This window comes from Undibacterium sp. 5I1 (assembly GCF_034314085.1).
Classification (GTDB): domain Bacteria; phylum Pseudomonadota; class Gammaproteobacteria; order Burkholderiales; family Burkholderiaceae_D; genus Undibacterium.
Genome location: NZ_JAVIWI010000001.1, coordinates 707,536 through 722,608, shown reverse-complemented (window position 1 = coordinate 722,608; position 15,073 = coordinate 707,536). Strand labels below are relative to the sequence as shown.

The following is a 15,073-nucleotide window of genomic DNA, read 5'->3' as shown; positions in this document are numbered from 1 at the left end:
CATTTTTTTACTAACACTAAATAAATCTATTGATTTTTTTTCACCAGAAAAAAGATTGCTAAGGTCGAAAAATCTATTTGGTCTATTTGTCTTACTTATCATTTTTTTTGGTGGTGAAAACGTGTTGTCCCAAACAGTCAATGCCATAACGCAAATGGGAAGTAATCCAACTTTACCAAAGCCTCAGAAGCAACTAATACCTACGGTAAATATTGCCCCAGCCATTGGATGGCCGTCGGGCGTGAAACTTGTTGCTCCACCTGGATTTTCTGTCACCGTATTTAGCAACAACCTTGATCACCCAAGGTGGCTTTATGTTCTCCCAAACGGAGATGTTCTAGTTGCGGAAACTAATGCACCTCCCAAGCCAGACGATAGTAAAGGCATCAAAGGCTTTGTGATGAAAAAAGTCATGAAAAAAGCTGGTGCTGGTGTTGCAAGTGCCAATCGCGTTACGCTGTTAAGAGGAGTGAGTAAGGAAGGAATTGCAGAATTAAAAACGGCGTTCTTGCAGGGGATTAAATTCCCCTTTTGGTATGGCCTTAGCGGGCGAGGATTTATATATTGCTGATACGGACGCAGTTTTACGCTCCCCGTATAAAGAGGGCGACACAAAAATAACTACGAAGCCCACGAAAATCGCTGATCTTCCGGCTGGAACGATTAACCATCATTGGACGAAAAATATTATTGCTAGCCGCGATGGAACTCGTTTATACGTTAGTGTTGGATCGAACAGTAATGTCGGTGAAAATGGTATAGAAGCAGAAACCAATCGCGCTGATATTTTGGAAATCACGATTAAAACGGGAGCTATTCGAGTTTTCGGTTCTGGATTGCGTAATCCAGTCGGTATGGCTTGGCAGCCAGAAGATGGCGGTTTGTGGACTGCGGTAAACGAGCGGGACGAATTGGGGGACGACCTCGTACCTGACTACATGACTTCTGTGAAAGATGGAGCATTTTATGGATGGCCATACAGTTATTTCGGACAGAATATCGATGTGCGCATGCATCCACAACGACCTGACTTAGTTGAGAGAGCAATCAAGCCGGATTTTGCATTGGGAGCACATACCGCTTCATTGGGGCTTACTTTTTACGATGCTAACTTATTTTCTCCTCATTATAAAAATGGCGCCTTTGTTGGGCAACATGGATCTTGGAATAGGAAATTACACAGTGGCTATAAAGTGATCTTTGTTCCATTTATTAATAATCACCCCACTGGAGCGGTTGAGGATTTTTTGACTGGATTTTTAAACAAAGATCATGAAGCTTATGGGCGACCTGTGGGAGTTGCGATTGATAAGAAAGGAGCGTTACTTGTCGCTGATGACGTTGGTAACATTATCTGGCGAGTAGCAAAATAGCCTTACTATTTTTAGGCATAGTTAAAATAAGCGTCTGAGGAACAAAGTTCAATTTTTGCCTTGTAATGAAGTTGGTTTGTCTGGCGTTGGCGTTTGCTCGTAATCTGTTTGCTGACAATGAATATCTTAAGTATCGCCTACATATTCATGGCCGCATAGTTCAAACTTGTCATTGTTCTAGAATTGTTTTAAATATTTGGGAGCCTCCTAACTATTCTTCTCATGTTCATTGGAAAGGACATTATTGATTAATACGGTAATCCCCTCCCCACAAAAACAAGGTGGTTCAATAATAGGATAGCTTTAAGAAGTGAGTAATCCTGAGATTCTGATATCCAAAACTTTGCACGCACCGTGAGAGATTAATACTGAACACCTTGACAATCCGTTTAGGAATTTAAGAGTGTGAAAATAATATTGATGATCGCGATTTAATTGAGATGAAATCTAAAGCCCTGCGTGGTACAAAATACTATATACACAAGGAGAGGTGCAATTGCTAGATTTCGGTTTAACTACATTGCAATGTGTCGCGATGGTCGTCACCTTAGTCGCATCGTGGTTGGTTGGGTCTAATTCGGCAGGAAAAAGAAATTCAGGTTTTTGGTGTTTTATCTTGAGCAACTTGTTATGGGTCATTTGGGGTTTATACGATAACGCCTATGCATTGGTTGAATTACAGGTTGGTCTTTTTATTCTTAATTTGAGAGGCGTTCGAAAGAATGAGCATGGCTCCGCAATGAATCATGACACTAAACGGTAAATGCAATGGCTTTTCAATTCCGACTAGCGATGTTCGATTACGTGCACTAGACATGATTTTACATTTTCGGAACTAAGTTGTATTAGTTTCGATTCAATCTGACAGTTGGTCACCCTAATAAACAAACTTCGCTGGGTAGGGCTTAGAACCCTACTCTGAAGTGGTCAATCTTGCGCCCTGCCTACGGCTTAATTGCACATATCGATATGCTGTTGTGCGGGGTACCGCACACAGAAAAATCAAATGGACAAACTATACTCAACGCGCGCTGGCCGCGGCTCCCTTTCCGCGTGCTGACTAGTCAACTGTTCTCCAATTTCGTTCGCAGCATCGACTCGGATGCTCAAGCGCTCATGCACATTTTACTCTGGCGGAAATTCATCATGGAACTGCAATGGAATTGATCAAACATCTGCTTACACGCGAGCCGTTACTGGCTCTGTTCGCGACGATTGCAATCGGCTATCTGGTCGGCAAAATCAAGGTTGGGCGTTTTGTTCTGGGAGGCATTGCCGGAACCCTGCTGGTGGGAGTTGTCATAGGCCAGCTCGGAATTGAGATCAATGGCGGCATAAAGGCGATTTTCTTCGCTCTATTTATTTACGCGGTCGGGTTCCAAGGTGGCCCGCAGTTTTTCCATGCGCTGAACCGACGCTCACTCAATCAACTGGTGTCGGCATTTGTGATGTGCGCGACGGGTCTTTTATGCGTACTGTTCAGTGCCTGGATGTTCGACCTTGATCGCGGCATGGCTGCTGGCCTAGCCGCTGGCGGGCTGACACAGTCGGCCATCATTGGCACCGCTGGTGATGCCATCGCCAAGCTTGGTTTGGCCCCGGCCTTGATCAAGACGATGCAAACGAACGTCGCAGTTGGCTATGCGGTTTGTTATATTTTTGGGTCGCTCGGACCGATCATAATGGTCACCTGGTTCCTGCCGATGGTGATGCGCTGGGATATTCGTCAGGAAGCCATCAAGCTTGCTGCTTCAATCTCCGGCGGCCACGCCGAACTTGACCGGGGACAGTTCAATGCAATGCGCACCGTTGCCACTCGAATGTATTTGGTTGCACCCGACAGCGCGGCGGTCAACCAGACTGCCCTGGCGATCGACATCGCGCTATCGGATGCCTCGGTAGAGGCGATTTATCGGTCTGGACAACCGTTGGCGATCGCGGACACCACCGTCGTGCTGGCCGGAGACATGGTGGCGGTTACTGGGCTGATTGCCGTCATGGAAGCCGCAGCCGATTACTTCGGCAAGGAAATCAGCGCGCCGGCGGACATGTTACTGGTGCAGGAGAGTCGTGAAATCATTTTGACCAATCGCGCGCTGAGCGGGCGTGAAGTCGGCGAAATTCACGACCACGTAACGGTGGATACACGTCACGGCGTATTTTTGACACGGGTCTTGCGCATGGGCCTAGCGCTTCCGCTGCTCAACAAGATCATCCTGAAAAGCGGTGATGAATTACACTTCACCGGCAGCCCCGTGGATCTGGACCGAGTGCAAACAAAAATTGGCTACAAGATCAATCCGGCAGCGGTCACTGATTTCATCTTCATGGGATTAGGCATGTTGATCGGCATTCTGATTGGCATGGTGCAGTTCCACATCATGGGTATCCCGATCTCGATCGGGAGTGGCGGTGGATGTCTACTCTCCGGCCTGATGTTCGGCTGGCTTCGCAGTGTCCATCCAGGTGTGTCGGCACTGCCCGTGGGCGCGTCCAACTTCTTGCGCGATTTTGGTCTCGCAGTCTTTGTTGGCATCGTCGGGATCTCGGCAGGACCGCAGGCATTGGTCGCAATCCGGCAGCACGGCTTCACACTACTGTTGCTCGGCGCTGGTGTGACGCTGATACCCCAAGTCGTTACTTTCTTTTTTTCGTGGTACGTCCTGCGCATTCGCAATCCGATCGAAGCGCTCGCCTGTGTCGCCGGAGGACGCAGCGCCAACCCAGCGTTTGCAGCGTTGCTCGAGAAAGCAGGCAATGCAACCCCTGTCGTGTCCTTTACCGTTACTTACGCCGTTGCCAATGTGTTTCTAACCCTTTGGGGTCCAGTCATCGTTGGAATCATCACCACAAATGCCACGCCCTAAACTGCGATCGAGTCCTATCATGCCGCAACAAGATTTTCAGCAATTTGCCAACCTCAGCCCGTTTGAACTCAAGGATCAGCTCATCGCCATTGCTTCCTCGGATGCACAGCGTATGATGCTCAATGCAGGTCGCGGCAATCCGAATTTTCTGGCGACACTGCCGCGCTGGGCGTTTCTGAGCCTGGGCGATTTTTCTATGCGCGAGGCCGAGCGGTCGTATTCATATCTCGACAGCGGCTTTGGTGGACTGCCGGAACGCAGCGGCATCGTGCACCGGTTCGATATCTATGCCACGGCTCATCGCAGTACGGATGGTGTGCGCTTTCTACGCGCAGCCATTTCCTATGTAAAGGATCAGCTCGGACTTGACCAAGAGACGTTTCTGTTCGAGATGGTGGCAGCATTTCTTGGATGTAATTACCCTACCCCACCGCGTATGCTGGCGCACACCGAAGAAATCGTCAAAGCGTATCTGGCGCAGGAAATGTTCGGCCCGCTCGCCCATCAGGGATCGTTCTCGGTGTTTGCCACCGAGGGTGGCACGGCCGCGATGACGTATATTTTCCAAACATTGCGGGCCAACGGCTTGATCAAGCCGGGTGACAAGATCGCCATCAGCACGCCGATCTTTTCACCTTATTTGGAAATCCCGCTACTAGCCGAATACGGCCTCGAGGTGGTTGATATTCGCATGGATGGGCACGCCGACTGGCAGTTGCCGGACAACGAAATCGACAAGCTGAGCGATCCGGCAGTAAAGCTATTTTGTCTCGTCAATCCGAGTAATCCACCCTCGACCAAGTTATCAGATCAAGTTCTCGATCAACTGGCCGCGCTGGTAGCGCAACAACGCTCGGATCTGTTCATTGTCACCGATGATGTATACGGCACCTTTGCGGATAATTTTGTGTCGCTGTTCGCAAAGTGCCCACGAAATACACTTTGCGTGTACTCATTCTCAAAGTTCTTTGGCGCAACAGGATGGCGCCTAGGTACCATTGCGCTACATGACGAAAATGTTTTTGACGCGGCGCTGGCAGCATTACCGGAGGCGGAAAAAGTGCTTCTCGACGCACGATACGCTTCACTCACCACCACGCCGCGCACGATTCGTTTCATCGATCGACTGGTCGCTGACAGCCGCGCCGTCGCGCTCAACCATACCGCCGGATTATCACTGCCGCAACAACTGCAAATGGCACTGTTCGCGCTCAATGGACTCATGGACCGAGAACACCGCTACAAGGAGTCGGCCAAACAGTTACTGCGCAAGCGCTATCAGACCTTGTATCGCAATATGGGTATCGAGGCGTTGCGCACGCCCAATGACGTGAACTATTACTCGTTGATCGATCTGCAAGAAATTGGCGGCGCATTGTATGGGCCCGAATTTGAAGCATGGTTCGTCCGCAGCGATCTTGGTATCAGCTTTCTTTTCCGGCTTGCGCAAGAAACCGGTGTGGTTCTGCTGCCGGGTAACGGTTTTGATGTGATCGACACCTCGGCGCGGGTCTCGTTGGCCAACCTAACTGAGATCGAGTACGCGGCTATCGGCAAATTTACGCGTCATGTGCTCGATGAGTGTTATCAGGATTTTAGGGATAGCTTACCAGCCCCTGTAACAGACCCTCAGCCCCCGCGCGCAGTGCCATTGCATCCTAGCTGACCGCCGAGTGAAGAACCAAACGCTCGTGCGGCCTTGCCCACCTGAAGCAACCTCTAGCGAATCAAGCCGCTCGAAATTTGTGGATGTTAAGTAATCATATTTGATTGCAATTACAGGTCGATAACCGGAAATCACTGAACGCATCTTCCGCCAAATTTCGAGTGGGTCAAGATACAGAATTACTTCAGCACCTGTTGGTCGGTTCGTAAATTCAGATTTTCAATTGAAAATGCGAGTGTCAACAATGTGCCGTTAGAGGAATTTGGGGTTGACCGCGGTTGAGAGAAAAAATACCTTCGAAATCGTTACATTGGCTCGGTAAAGATATTGCAACTCGGAAATTGGAAAGACTTGTTTCCGCCACTGAGCACCGTGTACACATATTTTGAGCGACGTTGTGCATTACGCTGTTTCTATAATCATATTCACAAAAGCACGCAAGGTACCTGGCATACGTCTACTAGTAAAGTATAACCTTGGCCCCTCGAACCGTTGCCACCAGTCGGGCATGACCGGCTAGAGCTGTCCGCTTTCGAAAAAGGGATCAAGCCAATTCTTAAATGTGCATATGAGGCCATGCCCATCACATGCGAGCCCAATGGCAGCAGCCGCCGCATCAACAATGGCGAGAGACGACTTTCGAGCAAACGCCCTGCCTCAGTCGGCATGACACTGCGAGTGTTGCGAATTAAAAGAGGTAATCCTAATTGCTTCTCGATGCGAGTGATGATCTCGCTCACATGGGAAGGCGACAATCCAAGCTGGTTTGCTGCCGCGCGAAAGCCATTCGCTTTGCAAACTGCGACAAAGACAGACAAATCGTCCAGAGTTAACTCATGATTGTTCTTCATGGCGAACAGTCTATTCGGTTCCAGCATCGTTATCAATCCATTTAGTGGACGTTATGATTGCTGCACTAAATTTACTTTATGGAAGAATATAGTATGAACTCAGTTGATAACGCGTTCCCAAAGAACGCGTCCAGTCCATTCGCTTCTTGGAGAGGCAACCATGTTGGCATTCGCGTGCCAGACTTTGAGGCTGCAGCCGCTTGGTACACTCACAAGCTAGATTTTAGGTTGGTACGAACAATGCAGTTAGGTGAAAAAACTCTCGCTTTTCTTGCGCCCGCAAGCGATGACAGTTTTCTTATCGAATTTATCGCAGGTCCGGGATGTACAGAACGCCCTAGTTATGAGCAACTAATCCACACCCATAGAGTTGGTGGTTGGCACCATCTTTGCATGCGCGTGGCAAATGTCGACTTAGCTATCGAAGAATTAAAGCGCCGCGGAGTCAGAATCGTCAGCGAGGCGCGAGACGCGCCAAGGATGGACGTACGATTCGCATTTTTTAGCGATCCTTGGGGTAATCTTATTGAGATAAGTCATCCAATACTGCAATAACGAGCTGTACCCAGATCGTCACTTACTAATTGCTTTCCAGTTCGATTGATCAGTCAATATTGTTTTAAAGACTTTACGTTTGGCTGATCTAGATCGACATCGAGCGCACCTTAAGGTCGGCAGATTCTTGACTGCAGTTGTCGACGCGATCTAGCCCTGTCTGTCTGTCAATCAAATCTTTGAATAAATACGAATTGATTGATTAGCAAGGATAAGTTTGCAATGAGGTCAATTTGGCTGGAATGTGCCGATTTTTTCCAAGTGCTGTCGATCCTATTTTTGTACTTCAGTATCCAGTAAACGAAACTGGCCTAAAGGGGCACATCTTAAAGTTCCGGTAGCAACTTCTTTCTACCCGATCTCTGTCCGATCCCAAACGCTAATGGTGGTAAAGTCAAAATCGCTGCGATCATCGTCATCGCAATCGGGCGCATACGGTTAATACCTGCATGTATCATTGAAGCGAGCAGATCTTCTTGCGTAATTAGATCTTGGTGTTCAGAAAAATAGAAAATGGCGACTTCAGTCACCATTCCGATAATCATTGTCATACCCATCATCGCGGAAATATTCAATTCTGTATGGGTAATCCAAAGACCAATAAATACCGTCGATACCGCGAGCAAAGCAGTCAACAAAATAGCAATCGCCAGACGGAAACTTTCATATATAGACAAAGGTAATAGAAAGACTAAGGTACTTGCCGCAGCAAAAACCGAAAGTAATCCCTGGAAAGCAATCTGCTGTTGCTCATATAGTCCACCTAATTGATAGTAGCTACCTTTTGGAAGTAAATTTTTCTGAGCCATCACGACTTTTACATCTGCAATAGCGGAACCAAGATCTCTGCCACTAATCCGCCCGGTGACAGCGATCATCGGAGACGAGTTGGAAGGCGAAAGCACTGCCGATGTTACCAGCACCCACAATGGCGATATTCAATACAATGGAATTGGGAGACACCAGAAACTAAAGTTAGACTTGTACGGATTTCCCTTGACATGATCCATACGCTATAATCTGCATTATCTTTGCGATCGTCTGAAGACCAATGGATACATTGACGACTACTCTCTCCTGAATATGGAAGAGTTCAAGTTAGCTGACGGCATATTCCAAGATTTTAAGTGACCTTTTATTCTTGTTTCATCCTCCATTCTCTTTCAAAGTCGGCAGGTAAGAACCGCATTGAAAAAATGGCCAAAAAGAAAGAAAAACTTCAAGAAAATTCATTAAAAAAATTTACGTCATACTGTCGCATTGATTTCAGCTTTTCTTGCACATTGAATGTCCTCTGCCAGTTAGGTATGTTCGAGTTTCCAAAAGCGATGGAAGACAGACGTTGGTGAGGGAAGGAGATGTGCTGTTGGCTAGCGGTGTTGAGCAAGAACAGATTTATTCGGATTTAGCGTCAGGCGTTAAGCACGATCAGCCTCGCTTGAATGCTTGCCTTTAGGCGCTCCAGACCGGCACTATGCAGTTGGTGTGGAAAATGGATTGCCTAGGTCGTGACTTGAAGCACTTGGTGACAACAGTGGATGAATTGCGCATTCGAAACATCGGCTTGAAAGTATTGGACGATAGTGGCGCACACTTAGACAAGAACACCGGGAGCGGATGTTTATTCTTTGAAGTTTTCAATGCAATGGCGAAATTTGAGTGAGAATTGATTGCCAAATGATGAAGACAATCGGGTTCACGTGTTGCGGCGTTTTTACGTAGCCTCGGACATATTCGGCCGATCGTGAATTGTCCGAATAACGGTCATCAAAATGCATGTCGAGTATGGAGTCAGCTCGCAACGGGGTTGAAAATTGGTGACCAAGTACGATTTACGTCAAATAACCTGAGGGTTCTAGGAATCGACTGAGGTCCATTATCGCTAGCGATTTAGCTCATTAGCAATAAAAGATGCTGTCTAAGTTACTTTAAAAAATTTGCCAATTGACACTACCCGCTGGACCGTTGTTTAACCCTGAGGCGCAATCTCCTCGCGCTTCCAACAACTCCAAAGGCCAAATCTAGATGAGCATTCGCAGCGGCATTTTGTTGAAACTATCTTTTTCAGTCATCACCACCATCGCCGCACAATGTGCCGTTGCCGCAGATCAGGCGTCCCAACCGATCGTTCTTAAAGCGGCTCACCTGTTCGATGCTGTGGGCGGCAAACTGCTCGACAACGGCGTAATCGTCATCGATGCCAGGAAGATCAAGTCGATGGGCAACCAGGGGCCCCTGCCGCAGAACGCCAGGGTGATCGATCTGGGTGACGCCACTCTGATGCCCGGCTTCATCGATGCGCATGTACATTTGTCCGGTGAGTCTGGGGACGACTGGTACAAGGATTTTTTCGACGGAATCAAGCGGTTTCCGGCCGAGCAGGCGCTATATGGCGCGCATTACGCCAAGATCACCTTGGAAGCCGGAGTGACGACTGTGCGTGACGTTGGATCAAGTGACTATATTGCCTTAGGCTTGCGTAATGCGATTCGCGACGGGATGATCCCAGGACCACGCATGTTGGTGTCAAACTATGCCATCGGCTCGACCGGTGGCCATGCCGATCAGGATCCGATTCCGCCGCAGACCATCGCTGTTGCCGGCACCATTAAGGGGATCTGCAATGGCGCCGATCAGTGTCGCGAAGCCGTGCGGTATCAGGTCAAGTACGGTGCCGACGTCATCAAATTCATGCCTTCCGGCGGCGTACTATCGCTTTCCGACCCGGTCGACAACGTACAACTGACACAGGAAGAGATGAACGCCATCGTCTCGGAAGCGCATCGGTGGAACCGCAAAGTCGCTGCACACTGCCACGGCGATACGGCGGCAAAGATGGCAATCATGGCTGGTGTTGATTCCATCGAACACGGATCGTTCCTAAAAGAATCGACTCTGGCCGAGATGAAAAAGAAACATATCTACCTGGTTCCGACCTTGTCGGCTTTGAATGGGTCAGGATTCAAACTGGACAAGTTCCCGCCGGCGATCGCAATGAAAGCCAAGGCCGCCATAGCACAACAAACAATCATGTTTCAGCAGGCACTGAAGGTCGGCACTCCAATCGCGATGGGTACCGATGCTGCAGTGGGTCGGCACGGTCGCAACGGGTTCGAGTTTGAGCTAATGACCAACGCAGGCATGAAGCCGGAACAGGCCTTAATAGCCGGTACAGCCAGCGCGGCGGAGCTGTTGGGGGTGTCCGATCTAACAGGCAGCCTCGTCAGCGGTAAGTTTGCCGACATCATAGCGGTTAGAGGTAACCCGCTCCGTGATATGACTACGACCGCCCGCCCGATCTTCGTGATGAAAGAGGGTCAAATCTATGTTGGTGGGATGTAACACAAGGATATTTTTAAAAATCTTGGAGTCTGTTTTAGCGTCTACCTCGCGCTCTCGAACCGCTAAATCGGAATAATAGACCTTAAATTTCAGCGAGATTGTCTCTCAATCCGTGCATGGCTTTATAGTTATTCAGGTAGCGTGGCTTTGAGGAAAATCACTTATAAATAATTTAATTTATATTTCGATTTTAATTAACCAATCTAATAAAAGCCAGTTATGACCGGCCAATTTAGGTGCGAAAATTCTTGTGAAACACGGCAATCGCTGTTAGGCTTCGTCTGCTTGATTTGATTGCTTTTCCGCAACTACCTGGTTAATACTAGGAAGGATAGCCATAAAATACAAGGGGTTGCAGTTATTTGCAGCCCCTTTTCTTTTGGACTTAAGCAGTCTCACTTCATTTGTTAGTGCCTACAACACGAACAAATCATTACATCGCAATGAATCACGTGCATAGAGCGTCTTCCTGTTATGGAAACGCAATGCAACTGTCAACTTCATTCGAATTTTAAACTGACTATGAGTTTCTTTGACTTAGGAGATATCGATAACTAAGTGTTCTGGTTATGGACGAATTTTCGTTTCGATGTAAATAGTCTGACAAGCTCTGCAAGAACTCGCATAGAACGAGTATCACTCAAAATAATAACGATAGAAAGATGGTTGGCTTAATGAAAGACGCACGTAAGATTTCGGAACAAATCGATATTGTCTATTTATGGGTAGATGGTTCAGATCCGATATGGCAAATAAAACGGGAACAGGCTTATGCACATTGGATTATAGAAAATCCGGGCGAGTTGGCAGCACATGGAAACACAGCGGGCAGATATCGCGACAACGGCGAGCTGTTATTTAACCTACGCGCGTTGGAAAAGTTTTTTCCTGACCACGGCCACGTTTATATCGTCAGCGACAAACAAACGCCCTCTTGGCTGCGTTCGTCGGAACACATCACTATCATTGATCATCGAGATTTGATTCCAGACACAAAAGGCCCGGTGTTTGACTCAGGCCATATCGAGTCTTATTTGCACAATATCCCCGACCTGTCAGAAAAATTCATTTATCTTAACGACGATGTTTTTTTCGGTGCAGAAGTTGATGTTGATTGGTGGTTTGGTGACTGTCTGAAAATTTTTTCCGAGACAAAATCAATACCAGAGTATGAAGTCCTACAACCTAATGAGTCCGCATTGGTCAACGCGTCCATACTATCGAAGGCTTGGTTGTCAAAGCGCTATTCAGCATACAGTCATGATCCCCGCGTTTATTCGCATTCACCCCGCCCAATGCTCAGGAGTGCAATGTTTGCGCTTGAGCAAATTGCGCCAGAATTATTTGAGCGTGTGCGTTCAACAACATTCCGCTCATGGCAATCACCGGCAATTGTCCCCGATCTGGTTCCGCGCTGGATGGTACATATCGGCATCGCTCAACAAATAGTACTGGACCCCTTGCATATTAATACAGGCGACAATCATGCTAAGCGACAATTCGATTCGCTAATTACTAACTTTGGCGAACTGCCGTTTTTTTGTATCAACGATACCTGCGACGATGCGCCGGAAAACGATTTCCGCTTGCTTCGAGTCGTCCAAACTTTAAAAAAATTGTTACCTGAGCCGTCGAAGTTTGAGCGGTCGTTCCGTGATTCGATAACTTCATCATCCGTTTGTTTCACGGAACCTAAAGCGGTAGCATCACACTAGTCTTAAATTTGGTCCAAAGCACTTAGCGAACGTGAGATAAGGCATTTCGATTTCCAAGATGGACATTTTGTCTAGCGCTGGTAGCATTATTTCGGTTTATGTGAAATTGAACACATTTTTTATACAAAAATTAACGCCGATGATTTTTTTCTTAAGACCTGCTATTGCTGGTGCCTACCGTCTCAATGGCAGCATCCTGTTGATTTGATCGAAATGCCTGTAGTTCACTAACGTTCAAAAGAAAAAACCTCCAAATATGCTGGATTTTTTTTTACTAAACAATTTTTATCTATAACGGACAATCAATAGCAATGATGACTCTCGTAATTTCAAAAATTAAAAATCTACTATTAATGCCAGCGATACGCTACGAGCTGGTAGAAGAGTCAATTGATCTCCTGCCGCTGCAATTGAGCTCATCTTACTCGCAGGTGTCACGCCAACAATACTATATTTATCAAATAAATTATTAACACTCGGTTGTACTTTTCCGCCCTTTAAAAAAGTAGACATATTTTTCAACGAGTAATTCACAAACACATTGGAAATTACAAAAGGGTTAATGGTAATAGGGGGGTGCGGATAAAAACTTGGACTACTTGGAGGTAGTTCATGTATTCATACGAAGATCGTATTAGAGCAGTAAAGCTCTACATCAAATTTGGGAGGCGCACTGCGCCGACCATCTTGCAGCTGGGTTACCCGACAAAGAATGCTCTCAAGAGCTGGCATCGGGAATTCGAAGAATTTTGTGATTTGCCGGAAAGCTATGCGCGCAAGAAACCGACGTATTCTGAGCAGCAGAAGAATGAGGTTGTTGAACATTACTTTAATCACGGTCGCTGCATTGCTGCCACGGTCAAGGCATTGGGTTATCCCGGGCGAAAGACACTGAGCGACTGGATCAATGAACTGCACCCCGAAACAGAGAAGCGGATTGTTGGCAAAGTCTCGGGACCATTACATCCCCAAGAGTTCAAGCAGGCAGCGGTCATTGAACTTTGCACACGACAAGAAAGCGCGCAAGTAGTTGCACAAAAGCTGGACGTGGACAGGACGACGCTATATAAATGGACAAATCAACTACTTGGCCGTGAGGCCCTAGCATCCATGAAATGCTACAAAGACGCATTGTAAGAAAGATTACTTTGCGTCTTTTTTTGAATGACCTCTACCAAATAAATTGACTCAGAAATCTTAAGTCCGATCATCGCAGACCAAGATTAATCGGCTTGTTTTGGAAGGAGTATGGTCATTCAGTAACCAGCGCCATATAGGGGATGATCAGGTTACATCAGGCAGCGCGGCCAAGGCAGCGATCTTCGGCTCGCTCCATGGAGTCGGATGCCGCATAAACTGTGCAAGACGAACCCGATACCGCTGTACCCGGCCGATCCAATCGGGTGCACCAACAAATTTTGCCAAGGCCAGCGTGGCTAGGCTCGGCCATAGCCTTACCTGATAGCGGTCGATGTGATCATCGCAGTCAAGCAACCCAGACGCTACTCTGCAGACATCCAATAGTGGCAGTACCTCCTCGAGCAGCATGTCCACGTAAAGCTGGCACCATTGCTGCAAATCCTTCATGTTGTACAACTCTGACGTGGGCCAAGGGTCGTTTCCCGGCACAGGAATAGCGAATTGCTGCAAGGCTTTACAAGACCCTAACAGCAATTGAACTGACGTCTGTGGTGCAACGATTTGAGCCAACTCAGCCGGCAGATCCAATTCTAGCTCTGCCCCCAGACTGAGATGTATGCCAGAGGTCTGACGCAAAATGATGTAAAGAATCTGCTCGCCTGCCGGTGTTTTACGCCGGAAACTGACACCACCATGTTCGACCTTGTAACGAAACGCAAAAGGCTTGAGTTGCACCGCAACGATAGTCTTGAGCGCAGCCTTGGCAATGGTTGGCGAAAGCGGCTCATAAGCCACTGCCTTCGGGGCGACTACACGACGCTCTATACGCCCCTCACTATCGAGCACACCGCCATCTGGCAGAAAGACCTGACCCGCCTGATCGTCGTAGACCGTTAGACCCAATGCTGTCGCAGTGTCGATAAGCAAAGGCAAAAGCACCTCAACACCATCTTCGTAGACAGCCATGCTGTAGACGGCAGTGTCAGTGCTGCCGTCCGGTCGGGATTCCACCCAAGCACCCGGCTCGCCGCATGGATCTTCCGCAGAATCTTCTGCACCGCCTACTTCGACTGGAAATCGCCGGATCAATGCTTTTGCCAATGCGGCAAACTTGCTATTAGGTGGTGAAGGCGTAGCACTCAGGCGTTCATGGAGCGCCAGGGCGGTCTTCAAGGAATCGGGGCAGCATGCTCCCAAACATGAATAACATAGGTCATAGTCTTGGTTCGATGAGAGGAAATATTCTTGATTATACAAGTCACAACTACAGAATCGTTACCGAATTCCTTCAACTTCGTTGCAACGCAGCGACTAACACCATGGGACTCATTTTTCCAGATCAGGGCGTAGATGCATAAACTGTGTCCATCAATGGGCTAACTTTGACGACTTTGGACGCAAAAAAACCCCTAAGTCGTTAATTTCTTAGGGGCTATTAGGCAAACTTTGGCATCGTTTGCGGTGTTCCTGGCGGAGAAGGAGGGATTCGAACCCCCGATACGTTTGCACGTACGCCTGATTTCGAGTCAGGTACATTCAACCACTCTGCCACTTCTCCTGTCTT

10 protein-coding genes, 1 tRNA gene and 2 pseudogenes are annotated in these 15,073 nt (G+C 47.8%); 8 read left to right on the top strand and 5 right to left on the bottom strand.

What is annotated here, in order from left to right; genetic code table 11:
* Positions 1 to 154: 154 nt before the first annotated feature.
* From RGU72_RS03045 to RGU72_RS03035, 3 genes and pseudogenes are all read left to right on the top strand, one after another.
* Positions 155 to 1,373, top strand: a pseudogene (locus RGU72_RS03045) (PQQ-dependent sugar dehydrogenase).
* Positions 1,374 to 2,530: 1,157 nt separating this feature from the next.
* Positions 2,531 to 4,240: an aspartate-alanine antiporter gene (gene aspT / locus RGU72_RS03040; protein ID WP_322118322.1), complete on the top strand. Its 1,710-nt coding sequence runs from the start codon at positions 2,531 to 2,533 to the stop codon at positions 4,238 to 4,240.
* Positions 4,241 to 4,259: 19 nt separating this feature from the next.
* Positions 4,260 to 5,906 (top strand): bifunctional aspartate transaminase/aspartate 4-decarboxylase, encoded by a 1,647-nt coding sequence (locus tag RGU72_RS03035; RefSeq protein ID WP_322118321.1) that lies wholly within the window; start codon positions 4,260 to 4,262, stop codon positions 5,904 to 5,906.
* Positions 5,907 to 6,331: 425 nt separating this feature from the next.
* On the opposite strand, the gene RGU72_RS03030 is transcribed toward RGU72_RS03035, so the two are convergent.
* Entirely contained in the window at positions 6,332 to 6,757 is a 426-nt protein-coding gene (locus tag RGU72_RS03030) for a LysR family transcriptional regulator (protein ID WP_322118320.1), read from the bottom strand.
* A 93-nt stretch (positions 6,758 to 6,850) separates the two neighbouring features.
* Here RGU72_RS03030 and RGU72_RS03025 point away from each other — a divergent pair, with 93 nt between their 5' ends.
* Positions 6,851 to 7,312 (top strand): VOC family protein, encoded by a 462-nt coding sequence (locus tag RGU72_RS03025; RefSeq protein WP_322118319.1) that lies wholly within the window; start codon positions 6,851 to 6,853, stop codon positions 7,310 to 7,312.
* A 326-nt stretch (positions 7,313 to 7,638) separates the two neighbouring features.
* Here RGU72_RS03025 and RGU72_RS03020 read toward each other — a convergent pair whose 3' ends face one another.
* Positions 7,639 to 8,217, bottom strand: coding sequence for an efflux RND transporter permease subunit (locus tag RGU72_RS03020; protein WP_322118318.1), 579 nt, complete (start codon positions 8,215 to 8,217; stop codon positions 7,639 to 7,641).
* A gap of 569 nt (positions 8,218 to 8,786) precedes the next feature.
* Between RGU72_RS03020 and RGU72_RS21360 the strand changes: the two genes are divergently transcribed.
* From RGU72_RS21360 to RGU72_RS03010, 3 genes are all read left to right on the top strand, one after another.
* Positions 8,787 to 8,975, top strand: coding sequence for a recombinase family protein (locus tag RGU72_RS21360; RefSeq protein ID WP_369124346.1), 189 nt, complete (start codon positions 8,787 to 8,789; stop codon positions 8,973 to 8,975).
* Between the two features lie 362 nt (positions 8,976 to 9,337).
* Positions 9,338 to 10,654, top strand: a complete 1,317-nt coding sequence (locus tag RGU72_RS03015; protein WP_322118317.1) for a metal-dependent hydrolase family protein — start codon at positions 9,338 to 9,340, stop codon at positions 10,652 to 10,654.
* Between the two features lie 674 nt (positions 10,655 to 11,328).
* Entirely contained in the window at positions 11,329 to 12,369 is a 1,041-nt protein-coding gene (locus tag RGU72_RS03010; RefSeq protein WP_322118316.1) for a stealth family protein, read from the top strand.
* A 336-nt stretch (positions 12,370 to 12,705) separates the two neighbouring features.
* Here RGU72_RS03010 and RGU72_RS03005 read toward each other — a convergent pair whose 3' ends face one another.
* A complete protein-coding gene (locus RGU72_RS03005; RefSeq protein WP_322118315.1) occupies positions 12,706 to 12,882 on the bottom strand; it encodes a hypothetical protein in 177 nt (58 codons plus the stop codon).
* A gap of 99 nt (positions 12,883 to 12,981) precedes the next feature.
* Between RGU72_RS03005 and RGU72_RS03000 the strand changes: the two are divergent.
* Positions 12,982 to 13,485: pseudogene (locus RGU72_RS03000) on the top strand (IS3 family transposase); the annotation flags it as partial.
* 168 nt (positions 13,486 to 13,653) lie between these two features.
* On the opposite strand, the gene RGU72_RS02995 reads toward RGU72_RS03000, so the two are convergent.
* Together RGU72_RS02995 and RGU72_RS02990 are read right to left on the bottom strand one after the other, a co-directional pair.
* Entirely contained in the window at positions 13,654 to 14,682 is a 1,029-nt protein-coding gene (locus RGU72_RS02995) for a hypothetical protein (protein WP_322118314.1), read from the bottom strand.
* Between the two features lie 295 nt (positions 14,683 to 14,977).
* Positions 14,978 to 15,067 (bottom strand) — tRNA-Ser (locus RGU72_RS02990).
* Positions 15,068 to 15,073: the final 6 nt, after the last annotated feature.

Bases quoted from the DNA above. Each gene is read 5' to 3' on its own strand.
- aspT (WP_322118322.1), top strand. From the start codon at position 2,531: ATGGAATTGATCAAACATCTGCTTACACGCGAGCCGTTACTGGCTCTG.
- RGU72_RS03035 (WP_322118321.1), top strand. From the start codon at position 4,260: ATGCCGCAACAAGATTTTCAGCAATTTGCCAACCTCAGCCCGTTTGAA.
- RGU72_RS03030 (WP_322118320.1), bottom strand. From the start codon at position 6,757: ATGAAGAACAATCATGAGTTAACTCTGGACGATTTGTCTGTCTTTGTC.
- RGU72_RS03025 (WP_322118319.1), top strand. From the start codon at position 6,851: ATGAACTCAGTTGATAACGCGTTCCCAAAGAACGCGTCCAGTCCATTC.
- RGU72_RS21360 (WP_369124346.1), top strand. From the start codon at position 8,787: ATGCAGTTGGTGTGGAAAATGGATTGCCTAGGTCGTGACTTGAAGCAC.
- RGU72_RS03015 (WP_322118317.1), top strand. From the start codon at position 9,338: ATGAGCATTCGCAGCGGCATTTTGTTGAAACTATCTTTTTCAGTCATC.
- RGU72_RS03010 (WP_322118316.1), top strand. From the start codon at position 11,329: ATGAAAGACGCACGTAAGATTTCGGAACAAATCGATATTGTCTATTTA.
- RGU72_RS03005 (WP_322118315.1), bottom strand. From the start codon at position 12,882: ATGTCTACTTTTTTAAAGGGCGGAAAAGTACAACCGAGTGTTAATAAT.